Genomic DNA, 15795 nt, shown 5'->3' with positions numbered 1-15795 from the left:
CTCCGCTTGCACCGTCGGTGAGCACGGCGCGTCACGAGACGCGCTTGCTGCTTTCCAGAGTTGCCTTGCCGCGGCGGTACATGGGCCTGAGAGATTCCTGGGGAGGGTTTGCTCCTACGGCGCCTGCTTGTACCTACTTGCAGAACTCTCCCGCCGCAGATCAAAGGCATATTCAGTTGCTCGTGACCGCAGTCACAACTTCCATTGTCCTATGCCGGAGACGCGTCCGCAAACTCCGGCACCCGGCGCGGTTCAGGTTACGCTCCGGGCGCCGCCGCAGACCCCAGTTGGGACGCTCGCTCAGGCGCGCAGCCGCTCGACGGCGGCCAGCAGCCTCTCGACGTCGCTGGCTTCCGTCAGTGGCGCCTCACCGGGGCTCCGCGCCAGCATGGCGTTGAAGTACAGCCCGTCCCCCATGTACAGCACGGCCTTCGCCATCGCGGGGCCGACGTCGGCCGCCAGCAGCGCCAGCCAGCTGGCCTGGACGCCGGCCATCCGGCGCAGGGTCTCGGCGTGCGCGACTTCGGCCAGCCGGGTGGCGGCCACGAACACCCGGTCCAGCGGTGTGTCGGCCCACACCGAGGACTTGATGAAGTAGGCCGCGGCGCCTTCGGGAGCGGCCGCCATGGCGTCGAGGTCCGCCGCGAGGAGCCGGTCCAGGCGCTCCAGCAGCACCGAGACCATGGCCTCCTTGTTCGGGAAGTGGTACAGCAGGCCGCCCTTGGAGACGCCTGCCAGCCGGGCCACCGCATCCAGCGTCGCGGCGCGTTCCCCCTCGGCGATGAGCAGGGATTCGAAGGCGTCGAGGACGGCTTCGCGGGCGACGGGTTTTCTGGCCATGGGTTACATCATGCCTGTCAGGAAGTGCATTTCTTAACTATACCGGCCAGACGGTATAGTTAAGCTCCATGAACACCGCACCCCTGTCCGCACACGCCCGCCCGGCGGCGGCCTCCACGCCGGCGCCACGCGCACCCTGGCACGACTGGCTGGCGTTGTCCCTGCTGATGTTCCCGGTGCTGCTGGTGGCCGTGGACAACACGGCCCTGACCTTCGCGCTGCCGGCGATTGCCCGCAGCCTGGATGCCACCGGCGTGGAACTGCTCTGGATTGTCGATGCGTACCCGCTGGTCCTGGCCGGCCTGCTCGTGGGGATGGGCAGCCTGGGCGACAGGATCGGCCGGCGCCGGCTGCTGTTTGTCGGCAGTGCTGGCTTCGCAGCAGTCTCCGCGGTGACGGCCTTCGCCCCCGGTGCGGCGTGGCTGATCGCCGGCCGGGCCGGGCTCGGCTTCTTCGGCGCCATGCTGATGCCATCCACGCTGTCGCTGATCAGGAACATCTTCCCGGAACCCAACCGGCGCCGGCTCGCGGTGGCGATCTGGGCTGCCGGCTTCTCCGGTGGCGCCGCGCTGGGACCGATCCTGGGCGGCTGGCTGGTGGAACACCTCTGGTGGGGTGCTGTCCTGCTCGTCGCGGTGCCCATCATCCTGCCGCTGCTGGTCCTGGGCCCCGCCCTGATTCCGGAATCGCGCGACCCAAACCCAGGCCCCGTGGACGCGCCCAGTATCGCGCTGTCCCTGCTGGCCATGGTCCCGGCGGTCTACGCCATTAAGATCCTGGCGACCCACGGCCCGGCGCCGGAACCGCTGGCTGCCCTCGGCGTCGGCCTGCTGATGGGCTACGCCTTCGTCCGCCGCCAGCGCCGGCTGGCGGCATCGGCGTCGGCCGCTCCCCTGCTGGACCTCAGCCTCTTTGGCAATCCTGTTTTCAGCCCCGCCATCACAGCCAACGTCCTGGCCCTGTTTTCCTACAACGGTTTCATCCTCTTCCTCGCCCAGCACCTGCAGCTGCTGGAGGGCCAGTCGCCGTCGGAGTCCGGCCTGGCGATGGTCCCGGCCCTGGCCGCCACGGTCGTCGCGGGCCTGCTCGTGGTCCCGCTGGTGCGCAAGATCCGCCCGGGCATTGTGGTCGCGGGCGGACTACTGCTGAGCGCTACGGGATATGCCTTGGTGGCCCTGGGCGACCACGGTGCCGGCCCAGGGCTGTTGCTGGCAGCCCTGCTGGTGCTCTGCCTGGGCGTCGGCGCGGCCGAAACTATCTCCAACGACCTCATCCTGGGGTCGGTCCCGGCAGCGAAATCGGGCGCCGCGGCGGCCATTTCGGAAACCGGCTACGAGGTCGGTTCCCTGCTCGGCACAGCCATCCTCGGTTCCATTCTCACGGCATCGTACCAGCGCAACCTGCAGCTTCCCGCCGGCGTCGCCCAGGCCGGCCCCGGGGCGGTCCACAAGGCGGGCGAAACCCTTGCCGGCGCGGCCGAGCTGGCCCGGACCCTCCCGGCACCGCTGGCGGAGGCCGTGACGGCTGCCGCCAGGAGCGCCTTCGATTCCGGCGTCCACATCACGGCCGCCATCGCACTGGTGCTGATGGCCGGCGCTGCCGTCCTGGCCGCCGTCGTCCTGCGTAAAGTGCCGACGGCGCACTGACCGTCAGCGCCAGCCGGCGCCTTGCCCGGTCGCTTAAAAGCGAACGTCCGACGCCGGGTGGGAACCCGGCGCCGGACGCTTGGAAGGCGCTGGCCTGCTACTTCTTGGTGTCCGGCGTGGTGACGCTGGCGGACGCACGCATGGTTTCGGCGTTCACCATCCAGGCGAACTGCTCGAACTTGGCAATGAATTCATGCAGCAGGTCGGCAGTGGTGGGGTCTTCCTCATCCACCTCGTCGTGCACCTTGCGCATGGTGCCGACGGCGGCCTCAAGCGCGGCGACGATCTTGTCGATCGCGTCCTTGGTGTTGATCAAGCCGGCAGGGAATTCCGCCAGCGCGGTGGACTTGGAAACCGTCGAGCTGCGGCCGTCAGGCAGCGCGTGGAGGGCGCGCATCCGCTCGGCGAGGTCGTCAGCGAAACCGCGGGCAGCTTCGATAATCTCATCCAGCTGGAGGTGGAGGTCGCGGAAGTTCGTGCCCACGATGTTCCAGTGTGCCTGCTTGCCCTGAACGTGGAGTTCAATCAGGTCCACGAGAACGGCCTGCAGGTTGCTTGTCAGGGTGGGTGTTGCTTTCATGCATCCTCCTTGATTGGAACGGCTGGTACGTCGTTATGCCTCAGACGCTACCCCAGTGAGAACGCACCCGCGATGGCCGCGGCTGAATTTCACGGTCAGCTTACTAAGTGAGCTTAGTAACGGACCGGATCGGCCTTAGACGGCCTGGTTCAGCATCGGCCCCTGCGGGAAGATGGCCCGGGTGATCCCTCCGGCGGTCGCTTCGGACAACTGGGCAAGGTAATCGTTCCGGCGGCGCGGCGTGATCCGCGACTGCGGTTCGAAGCCCTGGTCCGGGTCGTCTGCGTAGTGGGCGGTGAGGCCGTCGCGCATCAGCCGGATCGCTTCGGCGCGCTGCTGCGACACGGCCGCGTGCGTGGAACCCAGTTCAGCTGCCAGGTCCTTGACGGTGCGGTCGCCGAAGTAGATCTCCTCGACCACGTAGCGCATCCGCTCGGGCAGGGACTTCACGGCGGCCCGGAGGTACTGGAGACGTTCGTCAGCAAGCACCGAGTGCTCCGGCGACAGGGTTTCCGCCGCCAGCGTGTCCACAACGGCGTCGTCGAGCGGCGTGAGCGTGCGGGACGCATCTGCCAGCGCCGCTTCCACCACGCTTTGCTGGACGCCCAGCGCGGAGGCAATCTCATCCACCGAAGGCGTGCGGCCGAGGGCGGCGGCGAGGGTCTCCTGGACGGACATGGTCTCTTTGATCCGGCGGCGCGCGGAGCGGGTGGCCCAGTCGCTGGCCCGCATCTCGTCCGCGAAGGCGCCAAGGATGCGACGCCGTGCGAAGGCGCCGAAGGGCACGCCAAGGTCCGGGTCGAAGGAGTCTGCCGACGTAATCAAGGCAACGGCGCCAGCCGACGCCAAATCATCGCGCGAGAGGTGGGACGCCTTCGAGCACAAATCTGAGACGAGATAACCCACCAGCGGAAGGTGCTGGGTGACCATCTCGTTGCGTTCCACGCGATTCAATAGTGTGTCCCCCCATGAGACCGGATCAGGAGCTTTAAAACCCTGAGAGCCGCACCCGCAAACGGTCCCGCGCTCCCCCCATGGGAGGCGGTGTTCGAAGCTCGGGCGCAGCACCCAGAACGAAACCTATCACCTGATCTGGAATCTGCGTGTAGCCTCAGGGAAAAGCTTGGCGGAAAATGCGGAATGCCGTAATTTGGCCGGGATGGCAAGGGAATGGGGCCCATGGGTGCAGGGGATCTTTCGGCGGCGCTGTGGCAGGAGCGGCGGCAGTTGGAACTACTCCTGTTCAGGCTGGAAACCCAGCGCCTGCACGTGGCTGCCGGCAACACCCACTGGCTGACCTTTACCGCGTCCGAGGTGGAGTCGGTACTGGACCGTCTGCGATTCGAAGCCCTGGCCAGGAATGTCGAGTCGGCGGCCGTGGCGGCCGAGTGGGGCCTGCCGGCGCAGGCGACGCTGGTTGAACTGATTGCGGCCGCCCCGCCGGGTTCCTGGCCGACGGTCCTGCAGGAGCATCTGGACGGTCTGCGCCAGTTGTTGGCCCGGCTCGGCGACACGGCCCGCGCCAGCGAGGAGATGCTTCAGGGCCTGCAGCTGCCCGCCGGTTCCGGCGATCCGGCCGGGATGCTGGAGCAACTGACGACGGCGGGAAACATTGAACGGGCCTTGGCCATTACGCGCCGCGCCAGCCAGCCGCTGATGGCCCAGTACCTCGGCGACGACGCGAACTCCCACTAACCGCCGTCAGTCAACGGGTCGGGCGGCCGCCGGGGGAAGCAAGCCGCGCAGGGCGTCTTCGGTTCCCGCGCCGGCTTCCGCGCCCGCTTCAGCGGCTGCCAGGTTCGCCGCCGCGATGGCCTCGATGACTTCCCGCCGCTGGATCGGGACGCCGCGGGGCGCCTCGATGCCGATCCGGACGCCGTCTCCGCGGCCTTCCAGAACAGTGATGACGATGCCGTCGCCGATCATGATCTGTTCGCCCGGCTTGCGTGTAAGTACCAGCATTCTCTCAATCTACCCTTCGCGGCCCGGCGCTGCGTCCCACGGCAGCGGCCGGGTCGCCGGCCGGCCATCGATCCAGCCCACGGGCAGCCCGAGGGCGTCAACGCTTTCGGGGGTGGCGGTGTCCGCGGCGCCCACCACGGCCACCGCGGCCACGTCGAGCCGCGCCCTCAGCAGGCCCACCCAACGGGCCGAATCCTCGTGCTTGCGGCCGGCGTCCACGACGACCCAGAGCTGGTCCGGCGACAGCGCCGCGATCGTCTGGAGCCGGGCCAGGGTGTTGCGTGCCTTGCCCAGCCCGAAGGCCGCCAGCACCGTCTGCTCGGTTTCCACGGCGTGGGCGCGGGCCGCCGTCGCGCTCTGGCGTCCGTCCAGGTGCAGGTGGCCGTAGGCGCTTAGCTCCCCCGCGGTGCGGACGTCCGCACCGCCGGCGGCGATGGACATGGCCAGGGCGGTGTCGAGTGCGTCGTCGTCGAGGCCCACCAGCACCACCAGGTCGCCGGTGCCGCCCAGCGGGACGGGGACAGTCTCGCGGGCCGGCGCGGCGGCCCGCGACGACGGCGGGGGTGCCGCCTGGCCGGCGGATGTCGCGGGGCGCTCCCCGTCTCCGTCCCCCGGGCGCGCCGAAACCACGGGTGCGGGCTGTGCGGGCTCGGCTGCCTGCGGCCGGAGCCCGGAACCGAGCTGGTCCAGCAGTTCGGCGAAGCCCGGCGACTCGGTGGAGACGCCGTGGGCGGCCGTCCGGTGCAGGGTCAGTTCGGCGGCGTCGGCCTCGGCCAGCAGGGCAGCGATCGCATCGCCTTGCAGCTCGTGGCCGGGAGCGGCGCCGAGCCGCTGGACGCCCGGCCTCGTGGGCCGGGGGGTGGCCCGGGGCGTGTCGCCGCCGGTGGGCCGCGGCGTGTCGCCGGGCATGTCGACGATCTCGCCTTCGGACAGGATGTCGGCGTCCGGGACGACTTCACCGGTCACGACGTCGTGCCGGGGCTGGACCTCGATGATGGCTTCATAGCGGTTGGCGGCGAAGAGCCCGGCGATGCCGGGGCTGATGACACGTTCCGCGGACACGATGCGGGCCGCGGGGCCGTACTGGGCTTCCGCCTTGCTGCGGATTTCCTCCAGCGAGGCTCCCTTAAGCCGATAGCGGTTCGGCATGGCGCACGACTCCTACGGTTTCGATCCGGACATTGGCGGAGGTGACTTCGCGGTAGGACAGCACCGGCAGGGAACCCGGCTGCGCTCCGACGAGCCGGTGGATGGCCGGGCGCAACGCGGGGGCGCAGACCAGGACGGCCTGCCGGTTGGCGGCGGCCGCGGAGTCAACCGCGTTGCGCACCGAGCGGAGTACGGCGTCGAGCCTGTCCTGCCCCATCACAATCTGGCTGCCGCCCTCGGCCGGGCGCATATCCTCGAGCATGGACTGTTCCAGCAGCGGATCGATCATGATCACGTTGAGCACGGGGCCCTCCATGAACTTGGCAGTCAGCGCCGGTCCCAGGGACTGGCGGGCGGCCTCCACCAGCGATTCGGGGTCCGTGGAGATCTTGGCCCGGAGGGTGAGCGCCTCGTAGATGCGGGCCAGGTCGTTGATGGGGACCTGTTCGTCGAGCAGGCCCTGGAGCACGCGCTGCAGCTCGGCGAGCGAGAGCAGTGCCGGGGTGAGTTCGTCGACGGCCGAGGGGCTCTGCTTGCGGACGCCCTCGGTCAGCACCCGGACATCTTCGCGGGAGAGCAGCCGGGCGGCGTTGGCCGTGACGATGGAGGACAGGTGGGTGACAAGCACCGAGACGCGGTCGATCACGGTGGCCCCGGTCATTTCGGCGTTGTGCCGCATCTCGGCCGGAATCCACTTCCCGGCGAGGCCGAAGACCGGTTCGATCATCGCGACGCCGGGCAGCGAGTCCAGCGAATCGCCGAGGGCCAGCATCTGGCCGGCCGGGGCGGTGCCGCGGCCGGCTTCCACGCCCGCGATCCGGATGGCGTAGGTGGCCGGCGGCAGGTCCACGCTGTCCCTGGTGCGGACCGGCGGGATGACCAGGCCCAGTTCCATGGCGATCTTGTGCCGGAGCGACCGGACCCGGGCCAACAGGTCATCAGAGGCGCCGGAGACCATGTCCACCAGGTCCGGAGCCAGCAGGATCTCCACGGGGTGGATGCGCATGTCCTCGAGCAGCTTCTCGTTCGGGTCCAGCTCCGGGGAGTTCAAGGCCGCAGCCTCGGCGTCGCGGGCCCGCTCCGCCTCCTTCTGGCTGGCGGCGGTGCGGCGGGAGGCCAGGATCAGCCCGGCGCCGACGAGGATGAACGGGATGGGTGGCATGCCGGGGATGAGCGCCATGGCGATGGCGGCCACGCCGGCGATCAGCAGGGCATTCGGTGACTGCAGCAGCTGGGTGGAGGCCGTCCGGCCCATGTCCGCTTCGGTGTTGGACCGGGTCACGATCATGCCGGTGGAGACCGCCATGAGCAGCGCCGGAATCTGTGTGACGAGGCCGTCGCCCATGGTCAGCAGGCCGTAGGTGTTGAGGGCGTCGCCGATTTGCATGCCGCGCTGCAGCATGCCGATGGCGATGCCGCCGATGAAGTTGATGATGATGATGATGATGCCGGCGATGGCATCGCCCTTGACGAACTTGGAGGCGCCGTCCATGGCGCCGTAGAAGTCGGCTTCCGCCGAGACCTCCGCGCGCCGCGCCCGGGCCTGGGTGTCCGTGATCAGGCCGCCGTTGAGGTCGGCGTCGATCGCCATCTGCTTGCCGGGCATGGCGTCCAGGGTGAAGCGCGCCCCCACCTCCGCGACGCGCTCGGCGCCCTTGGTGACCACGACGAACTGGATCACCACCAGGATCAGGAAGACGACGGCGCCGATGATCATGGAGCCGCCCACGGTCACCTTGCCGAAGGCCTCGATGACCTGCCCGGCGTAGCCGTTGCCCAGCACCAGGCGGGTGGAGGCGACGTTCAGGCCCAGCCGGAACAGCGTGGCCACCAGCAGCAGCGACGGGAACACGGAGAAGTCCAGCGGCTTCCTCACGAACATGCTGGTCAGCAGCACCAGCAGCGCGAGCAGGATGTTGCACACGATCAGGAAATCCAGCAGCGGCGCGGGCACGGGAACCACCAGCAGCAGCACGATGCCTACGATGCCGATGGGCACCGCAAGCCGGGCGAGCCTGTTGTTCATGATGCGGTCCTTTCACAGACGCTGGTTCGAAAAGTGTGCTCAACGATGTGCCTGGCAATGTTCACAGCGCGGCCCCTGCCATGCGGTGCAGCCCGGCGCCGGCGCCGCGGGCCTTGAGGGACATAACGAAGGCGAGCACCCCGGCCACGGCGTGGTAGAAATCCACGGGGATCTCCTGCCCCAGCTCGCAGGCGCCGTGCAGCGCCCGGGCGAGCGGGATGTCCTGGACCATCGGCACGTTTTTCTCCTCGGCCTCCTGCCGGATGCGTGCCGCGACGTGGCCGGCGCCTTTGGCCACCACCCGCGGAGCGGACTTTCCCGGCTCGTATTTCAGCGCGACGGCGACGTGCGTGGGGTTGACGAGGACGACGTCGGCGTCGCCGATCGCAGCGATCATGCGGTTCCGGCTCATGGCCAGCTGCCGGGCCCGGCGCTGGGACCGGATCAGCGGGTCGCCTTCGCTGCTCTTGTTCTCGTCCTGGACTTCCTTCTTGGACATCCGGGTTTTCTTCCGGTTCCGGCGCATCACCACAAAGAAGTCCACCGCGGCCAGCGCAATGCCGGCGAAGACGGCGAACTGGACCAGTGAGGAGATGCCGCCGCCTGCGGCCGCGACGACGCCGGCCACCGGCAGGCCGCCCGCCGTGAGCAGCACCGGGATCAGGCCCTGCACCACGGAGTAGAGCACGAGGCCCACAACGCCGACCTTGAGCAGGGCTTTGACGCCGCCCCAGAGGGCCTGGGTCCCGAAAATACGCTTCAGCCCGCTCAGCAGCTTGAAGTTATCGAAGTCCAGGCGGAACTTCTTCAGGTGGACGCCGCCCTGCAGCGCGGAGCCGACCAGGACGACGACGAGCACCACGATCATCATGGGGCCGAGGATCCCGGCCAGCGAGCCGAGCCCCACTTCCAGGGCTTTGAGGGCCTTTGCCGGGTCCGGCTGCGCCATCACGCCCTTGACGCTGAAAACCTGGTCCGTGGCGGCGCTGGCCCCGCGCTCGACGGTGGAGGGAATCATGACCGCGGCGGCACCGACCGCCAGCCACGCGGTGAGGTCCTGGGAGCGGGAGAGCTGGCCCTTGGAGCGGACCTCCCGCATGCGTTTGTCGGTGGCCTGTTCGGTCTTTTCCTGTGAATCCGACATCAGCCCACCCCCAGCACGGTCTTGGCAGCCTGCCCGGCGAGGGTGGAGACGATCCTGGGCAGCGCGAGGAAGAGGAACCCGGCCAGTGAGAGGGTCAGCATGATCTTCAGCGGGAAGCCCAGCGAGAAGGCGTTCAGCGCGGGGGCCACGCGGGTCAGCAGGCCCAGTCCGACGTCGGCGAGGAAGAGCACCACGAGCAGCGGCCCGGCGATCTGGACGGCGGCGAGGAACATGCCGGTCACCGCGGACGTCATGGCCTGGACCGGCTGGGCGAGGTCAAGGCCGCCGGCCAGCGGCAGCGCGGTGAAGCTGCCGGTCAGGCCGCCGATGACGAGCTGGTAGCCGTCCGAGGAAAACAACAGGGCCAGCGCGGCCATCTGCAGCAGCCGGGTGAACTGCGCGCCGTTGACCATCATCTGGGGGTCGAAGGCCTGGGCCATCTGGAAGCCGCTGAAGAGGTCCACCAGGGAGCCAGCGGACTGGACCGCGGCGAAGACCAGCATGACCAGGAAGCCCAGGACCAGGCCGGTGACGAGTTCCAGGACCACCCCGGTGAGGAATCCCGCCGTGTCGCGCGCGACGTAGCCGGCGGAAAGCCGCTGCGACACGGCCAGGCCCAGGCCCACGCCCAGCATGGCCTTAATCCGTCCGGGAAACGCCTGGTGCGCGAAAGGCGGCGCCACAATCAGGAAAGCCGTCATCCGGACGGTGGCCAGCAGGAGGACTTCCAGCCACGTCTGGTCGATCGGGATGCCCACTTCACAGGCCCCCGAGCAGGGACGGAATCTTGGCGAACAGGTCGTTGGTGAAAGCGACCATCTCCGTGATCATCCAGTGACCGCAGATCACCAGGGCCACCGCTACGGCGGCGAGTTTGGGCACGAAGGAGAGGGTGGCTTCCTGGAGCTGGGTGATGGACTGCAGGAGGGAGATGGCCAGGCCCACCACCAGCGCCGTCACGAGCACCGGGGCGGAGAGTTTGGCAGCCACGATCATGGCCTGGAGGCAGATGTCCAGGACGGCGTTGGCGTTCATCCCGTGCCCGCATAACTCTGGATCAGCGAGGTGATGATCAGGCCCCAGCCGTCCACGAGGATGAAGAGCAGGATTTTGAACGGCAGCGAGATCATGACCGGCGGGAGCATCATCATGCCCATGGACATCAGGGCCGCGGAGACGACAAGGTCGATCACGAGGAACGGGATGAAGATGACGAAGCCGATGATGAAGGCCGCGCGGAGTTCGGAGATCATGAACGCCGGGATCAGTGTCTGCAGCGGCACCGACTCCGGGGTCGCCGGGTTCTCCATGCCGGCGGCGCGGGTCATCAGGGCGATGTCTTCCTCGCGGGTGTGCGCCAGCATGAAGTGCTGCAGCGGCCCCGAGCCGGCGCTGAGCGCGCCGTTGAAGTCGAGGGTGCCGTTGAGGTAGGGCTGCACGCCGATGGTGTTCATCTCGTTGATGACCGGCCACATGACGAAGATCGACAGGAACAGGGCCAGTCCCGCGAGTACCTGGTTGGGCGGGATGGAGGGCAGCGAGAGCGCGTTGCGGGTCATGGCGAGGACCACGAAGATCTTAGTGAACGAGGTCATCATCAGCAGCAGCGCCGGCGCCACGGACAGCAGGGTGATCCCGATCAGGGTCAGGACCGCTGTTGAGGGCTTCCCGTCCATGCCGTTGATCTCAATGTTGACGCTGCCGGTGTCCGGGCTGGCCGGCGGGGTGGGCGGAACCGGCGGGACGGGGGCGGCGTGCCCGGCGGACGCGTTGAGCCACAGCACCAGGACGGCGAGGAGCAAGGCGGCCAGCCCGAGGGCCAGGATTCGGCCGGCACGGCCCGCGGCGCCGGCCGAAACGGCGCCGGCCGAAACTGCGCCGGTCGAAACTGCGCTCGTCGCGGTTGCGCCGGTGGAAGGGGCGGGGGCGGTACGGGTGTTGATGGAGCAGATCAATTGCGGCGTCCGCTCCTGAGAGCGGCAGCGGCCTGCTTCCAGGTGGAACCGGCGAGGATCGATCCGGCCAGACGTGACCCCTGCAGCGGCGGGTGCGCTGCGGCGCTGGGCAGCCCGGACCGCCCCGGGCCGGTCCGGGCATGGGAATCGCGGTGGATTGAACTGCGGCGGGACAGCGGCAGCTCCGGCGTCGTGCCGATCGTGGGCTGGCCCCCGGCCGGCAGCGGGGCCTCGGCGTCGTTCCGGGGTGCGGCGGCGGCGCCCGCGAGGATCTGGGCGAAGGCGCCGGCTGCCCCGCCGCGGCGGGGCTCCGGGGCGAGATCTTCGACGGCTTCTTCCGGGATGTCGCCGGTGTGGAGGACGTTGACGGCGTGGTCGGTGACGCCGAGCAGGAAACGGTGGCCGCCGGCGTCGACCACCACGACGGAGGCTCGCTGGCCGAGGCTTTGGCGGCTGACGACGCTCAGCGCGGCGTCAGCGCGGCGTCGTCCCGGGCCTTTGCCGAGACGGCGTTGCAGCAACCAGATCAGGCCAAGCACCGCGCCCAGGGCTACGGCTACCCGCAGCCCGAGGATCAGCGAGTCCATTCAGCTGAGCCCCTCGGCCACGTCGAGGATCCGGGTGATCCGCACGGCGTAGTCCTGGTCCAGGACGACGACCTCGCCGTGCGCGATCAGCCGCCCGTTGAGGAGCACGTCGGCCGGGGCGCCCGCGGAGCGGTCGAGTTCAATGATCTTGCCGGGTTCGAGCGAGAGCACGTCGCGGACGGACATGCGGGTGCGGCCGATCTCCACGGTCAGGGCCATCTCGATGTTGTTGATGCGGCCCAGCCGGCCGGCCACCGTGTCGCCGCCGCCGAAGAGGTCGCCGGCGCGGTCCTGGCCGGTGCCGTGTTCGCGCAGCCGGACGGCGAACCAGGCCGCCGGGCTGGTGCCGTCGGAGAGTTCGAAGACGGCGGTGTCCGGGTCCGAGAGCAATCCGGAGGCGTCGGATTCGCGCAGGTCGGACAGCACGCCGGCGCCGAAGACGGAGCTGGCGCTTTCCATCGCCGGGCGGAGCACGTCGGTGACGGAGACGACGCCGAGCTGGCCGCCGGCCATGCCGCCGGCCGCTTCGTCCAGGAAGGTGCGGTCGCTGAGCATGAGGGCCAGGTCGGCGGTCACCGATCCGACAAAGGTCGCTGTGACGGCCTGCCGGGTGTAGGGGGCCGCGGCGCGGGCGGGGACCAGGGCAACAACCTTCAGCGCCACCGGGCTCGGCAGCTCCTCAACGAGCCGTTCCGCCGACGATTCGTGCTTGGTCAGGGTGATGCTCATTGGTTGTTCTCCTCGATTGTGACAATGACGGCCGCGGCCCGGGACCCGTTGCGGGCCGGGGCGGCGGTGGCCAGCCTCGTGCCGTCCAGGGTGAGGTCAAAGGGCCGGTTTTCCAGGTGCGGGAGGGTCAGGACGTCCCCGACCGCGAGGCCCAGGACCTGGCTGGGGGTGACGTACGACGTCGAGAGCCGCACCGAGAGTTCCACCGGGACGCGCTCCAGTTGCGCACTGACGCGGGCCGCCGCGTTGCCGCGGTCGTCCGTCGGATTGACCTTCTTCAGCCGGCCCAGCAGGATCCCCGCCGGCACCGCCAGGGTGGCCGGGGCACTGATGTTGCCGACGTTGATGGTGAAGGCGGCGACAATCATGAGTTCGCTCGGTGCTGCGGCCTGGGCGAACTGGGAGTTGTACTGCACGGTGTCCACCCGGATGGTTTCGCTCAGCAGCGGCCCGAGCGAGTAGCCGAGGTCCTCGAGTGCCTCGTCCATGAGTCCCTTGACCAGGGCCTGTTCAATCTGGGTGAACTTCCGGTCCGGCATCACCGTGTCGTTCGAGGCGCCCAGCATCCGGTTGATCCAGCCCAGGGCCGAGGGGGCGGGGAACTGCACAACGAGCTTGGAATCGTGTGCTTCGACGGTGCACAGGACCATCGCCGTCACGGCCGGCAGGGAAGCGGCGTACTCGTCGTAGCTCTGCATGCCGACGTCTTCGAGCCGCACCACGGATTTCACCCGGACCTTGGCGGTCAGCTGGGTTCCCCACTGGCGGGCGAAGGTTTCGAAGGCGAGTTCCAGGACGCGGCTGTGCTCGCGCGCCAGCGTCGCGGGACGCCGGAAGTCATAGACGCTGACGGTCCGCTCCCGTGCCACTTCCCGCTCATCCAGAACACTCACGGTTGCCACTATCGGCAAGGGATCAGCCGCCGTAAGCCATCCGCCCGAGGCAATACCGGCCTATTTCTGGGTCAGCTTCATCGCCTCGGGAATGAGGGCGCGGACGACGTCGGGCTTGTCCGAAATCACCACAATGTCCACCCGCCGGTTCCGTTCCATCAGCTCCGGCGTCGAATCGTCGTTGACCTGCCGGGCGGAGCCGAACGCAACGGCCCCGATCCGTCCCGGGGGGATCCCGCCGCGGTCCACCATGTAGCGCAGCACGTTGACCGCCCGGGCCGAGGACAGTTCCCAGGTGGACGGGTAGGACGTGATGCCGTTGGCCGCGTGGCCCTCCACCATAATTTCCAGGGCGGCCGGGCCGAGGATCGGCGAGATAATGTGCAGCACCTGGGAGGCCCGGTCCGTGAGTTCGGGCCGGTCCGCGGCGAAAAAGGCCTGGGAGCCGATCAGCTTGACCGTCAGGCCGCGCTGGTCGATCTGGAACTCGACGTTGTCAGTGAGCCCGGCAGCGGCGAGGCCGGCCTTCATTTTGGCTTCCAGGGCGCGCAGCCGGTCTACTTCTTTCTTAGCTTCCTCGAGGGCTGCCTGCGACGCCGCGGGGCCTGGAGAGGGGACGGCGGAGAAGGCTTCGAGGTTCTTGTCCACGAATTCGGGGGGCACCACCGTTCCGGAGGCCGTGTCCACTGTTTCCGAGGCCACCGCGCCGAAGCCGGTGGCAAGCGAGTTGCGCAGCTTTTCGAACTTGTTCGCGTCGACGGTGGACATGGCGTACAGGACGATGAACAGGCACATGAGCACGGTGACCATGTCCATGTAGGAGGCCATCCAGCGTTCATCGACGTGGTGCGCCTCGGGTTTCTTGCGCGGCCGGCGGCGGCCGCTCACGCGGCCGCGTCCATCGGCTCTGCAGAGTCGACCCCGCTGGGCGCCTTCCGGCCCTTGTCGGCGCCCTTGAGCTGGTGTTCGGGGACCATGGAGCGGAGCCGTTCGGCCAGCAGCAGCGGCTGGGCGCCGGACTGCACGGCGAGCATGCCCTCCATCACCAGCGTCATGCGTTCGATGTCCAGCTCGGAGAGCCTGGCCAGGCGCGAACTGAACGGCAGCCAGATGAAGTTGGCAGAGAGCAGGCCCCACAGGGTCGCGACGAACGCGGCGGCGATCATGTGCCCCAGCTCGTCCGGCTTCGAAAGGTTTTCCAGGACGTGGGTCAGGGAGACGACAGTTCCGACAATGCCGATGGTCGGGGCGTAGCCGCCGAGGCTGGCGAAGAACTTTGAGGAGGCGTGGTCGCTGCGGGACTTTGTGTCGATCTCGTCCTCCATCTGCATCCGGAGGTCCTCGGCGTCGGTGCCGTCGGCGATGTTTTGCAGGGCGCGGGCGAGGAAGGGGTCCTTGACGCTCGTCGCCTCCTCCTCGAGGGAGAGCAGACCCTCGGCGCGCGCCTTTTCAGCAAAGCGGACCATCTGGTCGATGCTTTCCTGCGGCTTCGATGTTTTGCCCATGAACATTCCCGGCACGGACTTGAACGCCTGGAGCACGTCCTTGAGGGTGTTGCCGGCCAGCCCGACGGCCAGGGTTGCGCCGAAGACCAGGACCAGGGGCCCGGGCAGCAGCAGGGCGGTGATGCTGCCGCCTTCAATGAGCACCATCGTGATGACGGACCCAAAGGCCAGGAGCAGTCCAATGATTGTTGCGGGATCCATGGCTTACTTCCTAGGTGGTTCAGGTGCAGGGGCGCCGGACTCGTCGTCCGGTCCGGCCGGCGGGACCAGGCTCAACGGGTACCCGGTGACCGCGGGAAAGTCCCGCGCCTTGCTCAGCACATAGGCGCGGTAGTCGGCGATCAGCTCGACCACCTCGGCGAGGCTTTCGAGCACCACGTACGCGGCGCCGTCGAGCGTGACCAGGTGGGTGTCCGGGCTCTCGTGGATCCGTTCGATCAGGTCCGGATTGACCGCGAAGCGCGTTCCGTTGAGGCGTGTGACAACGATCATGGGCCGATTCTGCTTTGGGGACTGCTCGGCTGGGCGGCCAAGCGGCGGGGATGAGTGTTCTCCCCTTACTGTCGGCCGCCGGCGCGCTTTCGTTAGGCACCTGGCAGGGAGCCGCCCGCCGCCGCGTGGCCGGAGGCCAGGATCAGCTGAATTTCGCCGTTCCCGGTGCGGCCGCGGCTGCACGGGACTAGGGTGGAAGCCAACGGGGCCGCGCGGCCCGCCCCGTTAAACCCCTGGCCCGACACGGTTGGATGATCGTTGGTCCACGGGCGCCGCATAGAGCCACA

General features: G+C 68.7%; 18 protein-coding genes and 1 riboswitch. Of the genes, 2 read left to right on the top strand and 16 right to left on the bottom strand.

Going from position 1 to position 15795, the window contains the following annotated elements; translation table 11 throughout:
* Window positions 1-64 precede the first annotated feature (64 nt).
* Window positions 65-163, bottom strand: a riboswitch (glycine riboswitch).
* Between the two features lie 137 nt (window positions 164-300).
* On the bottom strand, window positions 301-840 hold the full coding sequence (locus tag FFF93_RS03240) for a TetR/AcrR family transcriptional regulator (RefSeq protein ID WP_138770183.1): 540 nt from the start codon (window positions 838-840) through the stop codon (window positions 301-303).
* Window positions 841-908: 68 nt separating this feature from the next.
* Between FFF93_RS03240 and FFF93_RS03235 the strand changes: the two genes are divergently transcribed.
* Window positions 909-2486, top strand: coding sequence for an MFS transporter (locus FFF93_RS03235; protein WP_138770184.1), 1578 nt, complete (start codon window positions 909-911; stop codon window positions 2484-2486).
* Between the two features lie 97 nt (window positions 2487-2583).
* Here the strand turns inward: FFF93_RS03235 and FFF93_RS03230 are convergent, their stop codons facing one another.
* Together FFF93_RS03230 and FFF93_RS03225 are read right to left on the bottom strand one after the other, a co-directional pair.
* Window positions 2584-3066 (bottom strand): Dps family protein, encoded by a 483-nt coding sequence (locus tag FFF93_RS03230; RefSeq protein ID WP_138770185.1) that lies wholly within the window; start codon window positions 3064-3066, stop codon window positions 2584-2586.
* 135 nt (window positions 3067-3201) lie between these two features.
* The gene (locus FFF93_RS03225; protein ID WP_138770186.1) at window positions 3202-4020 is read right to left on the bottom strand and encodes a sigma-70 family RNA polymerase sigma factor; all 819 of its coding nucleotides are present in this window, start codon (window positions 4018-4020) and stop codon (window positions 3202-3204) included.
* Between the two features lie 225 nt (window positions 4021-4245).
* On the opposite strand from FFF93_RS03225, the gene FFF93_RS03220 reads away from it, so the two are divergent.
* A complete protein-coding gene (locus tag FFF93_RS03220) occupies window positions 4246-4761 on the top strand; it encodes a flagellar protein FlgN (RefSeq protein WP_138770187.1) in 516 nt (171 codons plus the stop codon).
* 6 nt (window positions 4762-4767) lie between these two features.
* On the opposite strand, the gene FFF93_RS03215 is transcribed toward FFF93_RS03220, so the two are convergent.
* The 13 genes from FFF93_RS03215 to FFF93_RS03155 all read right to left on the bottom strand — a co-directional run bounded on the left by FFF93_RS03215 (window position 4768) and on the right by FFF93_RS03155 (window position 15508).
* Window positions 4768-5028 (bottom strand): carbon storage regulator, encoded by a 261-nt coding sequence (locus FFF93_RS03215; protein WP_138770188.1) that lies wholly within the window; start codon window positions 5026-5028, stop codon window positions 4768-4770.
* A 9-nt stretch (window positions 5029-5037) separates the two neighbouring features.
* Entirely contained in the window at window positions 5038-6177 is a 1140-nt protein-coding gene (locus FFF93_RS03210) for a hypothetical protein (RefSeq protein WP_138770189.1), read from the bottom strand.
* A complete protein-coding gene (locus FFF93_RS03205) occupies window positions 6155-8203 on the bottom strand; it encodes a flagellar biosynthesis protein FlhA (protein WP_138770190.1) in 2049 nt (682 codons plus the stop codon). The genes FFF93_RS03210 and FFF93_RS03205 overlap by 23 nt, the downstream gene beginning before the upstream one ends.
* Before the next feature lie 61 nt (window positions 8204-8264).
* Window positions 8265-9347, bottom strand: a complete 1083-nt coding sequence (locus FFF93_RS03200) for a flagellar biosynthesis protein FlhB (protein WP_138770191.1) — start codon at window positions 9345-9347, stop codon at window positions 8265-8267.
* Window positions 9347-10105, bottom strand: coding sequence for a flagellar biosynthetic protein FliR (locus FFF93_RS03195; protein WP_138770192.1), 759 nt, complete (start codon window positions 10103-10105; stop codon window positions 9347-9349). Before FFF93_RS03195 ends, FFF93_RS03200 begins: the two co-directional genes overlap by 1 nt.
* A 1-nt stretch (window position 10106) precedes the next feature.
* Window positions 10107-10382, bottom strand: a complete 276-nt coding sequence (fliQ, locus tag FFF93_RS03190; RefSeq protein WP_138770193.1) for a flagellar biosynthesis protein FliQ — start codon at window positions 10380-10382, stop codon at window positions 10107-10109.
* Window positions 10379-11173, bottom strand: coding sequence for a flagellar type III secretion system pore protein FliP (fliP, locus tag FFF93_RS03185; RefSeq protein ID WP_138770578.1), 795 nt, complete (start codon window positions 11171-11173; stop codon window positions 10379-10381). The genes fliQ and fliP overlap by 4 nt, the downstream gene beginning before the upstream one ends.
* 125 nt (window positions 11174-11298) lie before the next feature.
* A complete protein-coding gene (fliO, locus tag FFF93_RS03180) occupies window positions 11299-11889 on the bottom strand; it encodes a flagellar biosynthetic protein FliO (RefSeq protein ID WP_138770194.1) in 591 nt (196 codons plus the stop codon).
* On the bottom strand, window positions 11890-12618 hold the full coding sequence (gene fliN, locus FFF93_RS03175) for a flagellar motor switch protein FliN (RefSeq protein ID WP_138770195.1): 729 nt from the start codon (window positions 12616-12618) through the stop codon (window positions 11890-11892).
* Window positions 12615-13511: a flagellar motor switch protein FliM gene (locus FFF93_RS03170; protein ID WP_261375269.1), complete on the bottom strand. Its 897-nt coding sequence runs from the start codon at window positions 13509-13511 to the stop codon at window positions 12615-12617. Before FFF93_RS03170 ends, fliN begins: the two co-directional genes overlap by 4 nt.
* A 60-nt stretch (window positions 13512-13571) precedes the next feature.
* Entirely contained in the window at window positions 13572-14399 is an 828-nt protein-coding gene (locus FFF93_RS03165; RefSeq protein WP_138770196.1) for a flagellar motor protein MotB, read from the bottom strand.
* Window positions 14396-15217 carry a motility protein A gene (locus FFF93_RS03160; RefSeq protein WP_138770197.1) on the bottom strand — a complete coding sequence of 274 codons (822 nt, stop codon included), beginning with the start codon at window positions 15215-15217 and terminating at the stop codon, window positions 14396-14398. The genes FFF93_RS03165 and FFF93_RS03160 overlap by 4 nt, the downstream gene beginning before the upstream one ends.
* A 3-nt stretch (window positions 15218-15220) precedes the next feature.
* Window positions 15221-15508, bottom strand: coding sequence for a flagellar FlbD family protein (locus FFF93_RS03155; RefSeq protein WP_138770198.1), 288 nt, complete (start codon window positions 15506-15508; stop codon window positions 15221-15223).
* Window positions 15509-15795 lie beyond the last annotated feature (287 nt).

The organism is Arthrobacter sp. KBS0702 (genome assembly GCF_005937985.2).
Classification (GTDB): domain Bacteria; phylum Actinomycetota; class Actinomycetes; order Actinomycetales; family Micrococcaceae; genus Arthrobacter.
The sequence above is the reverse complement of the archived record's forward strand: the minus strand, read 5'-3'. Positions and strand labels throughout refer to the sequence as shown.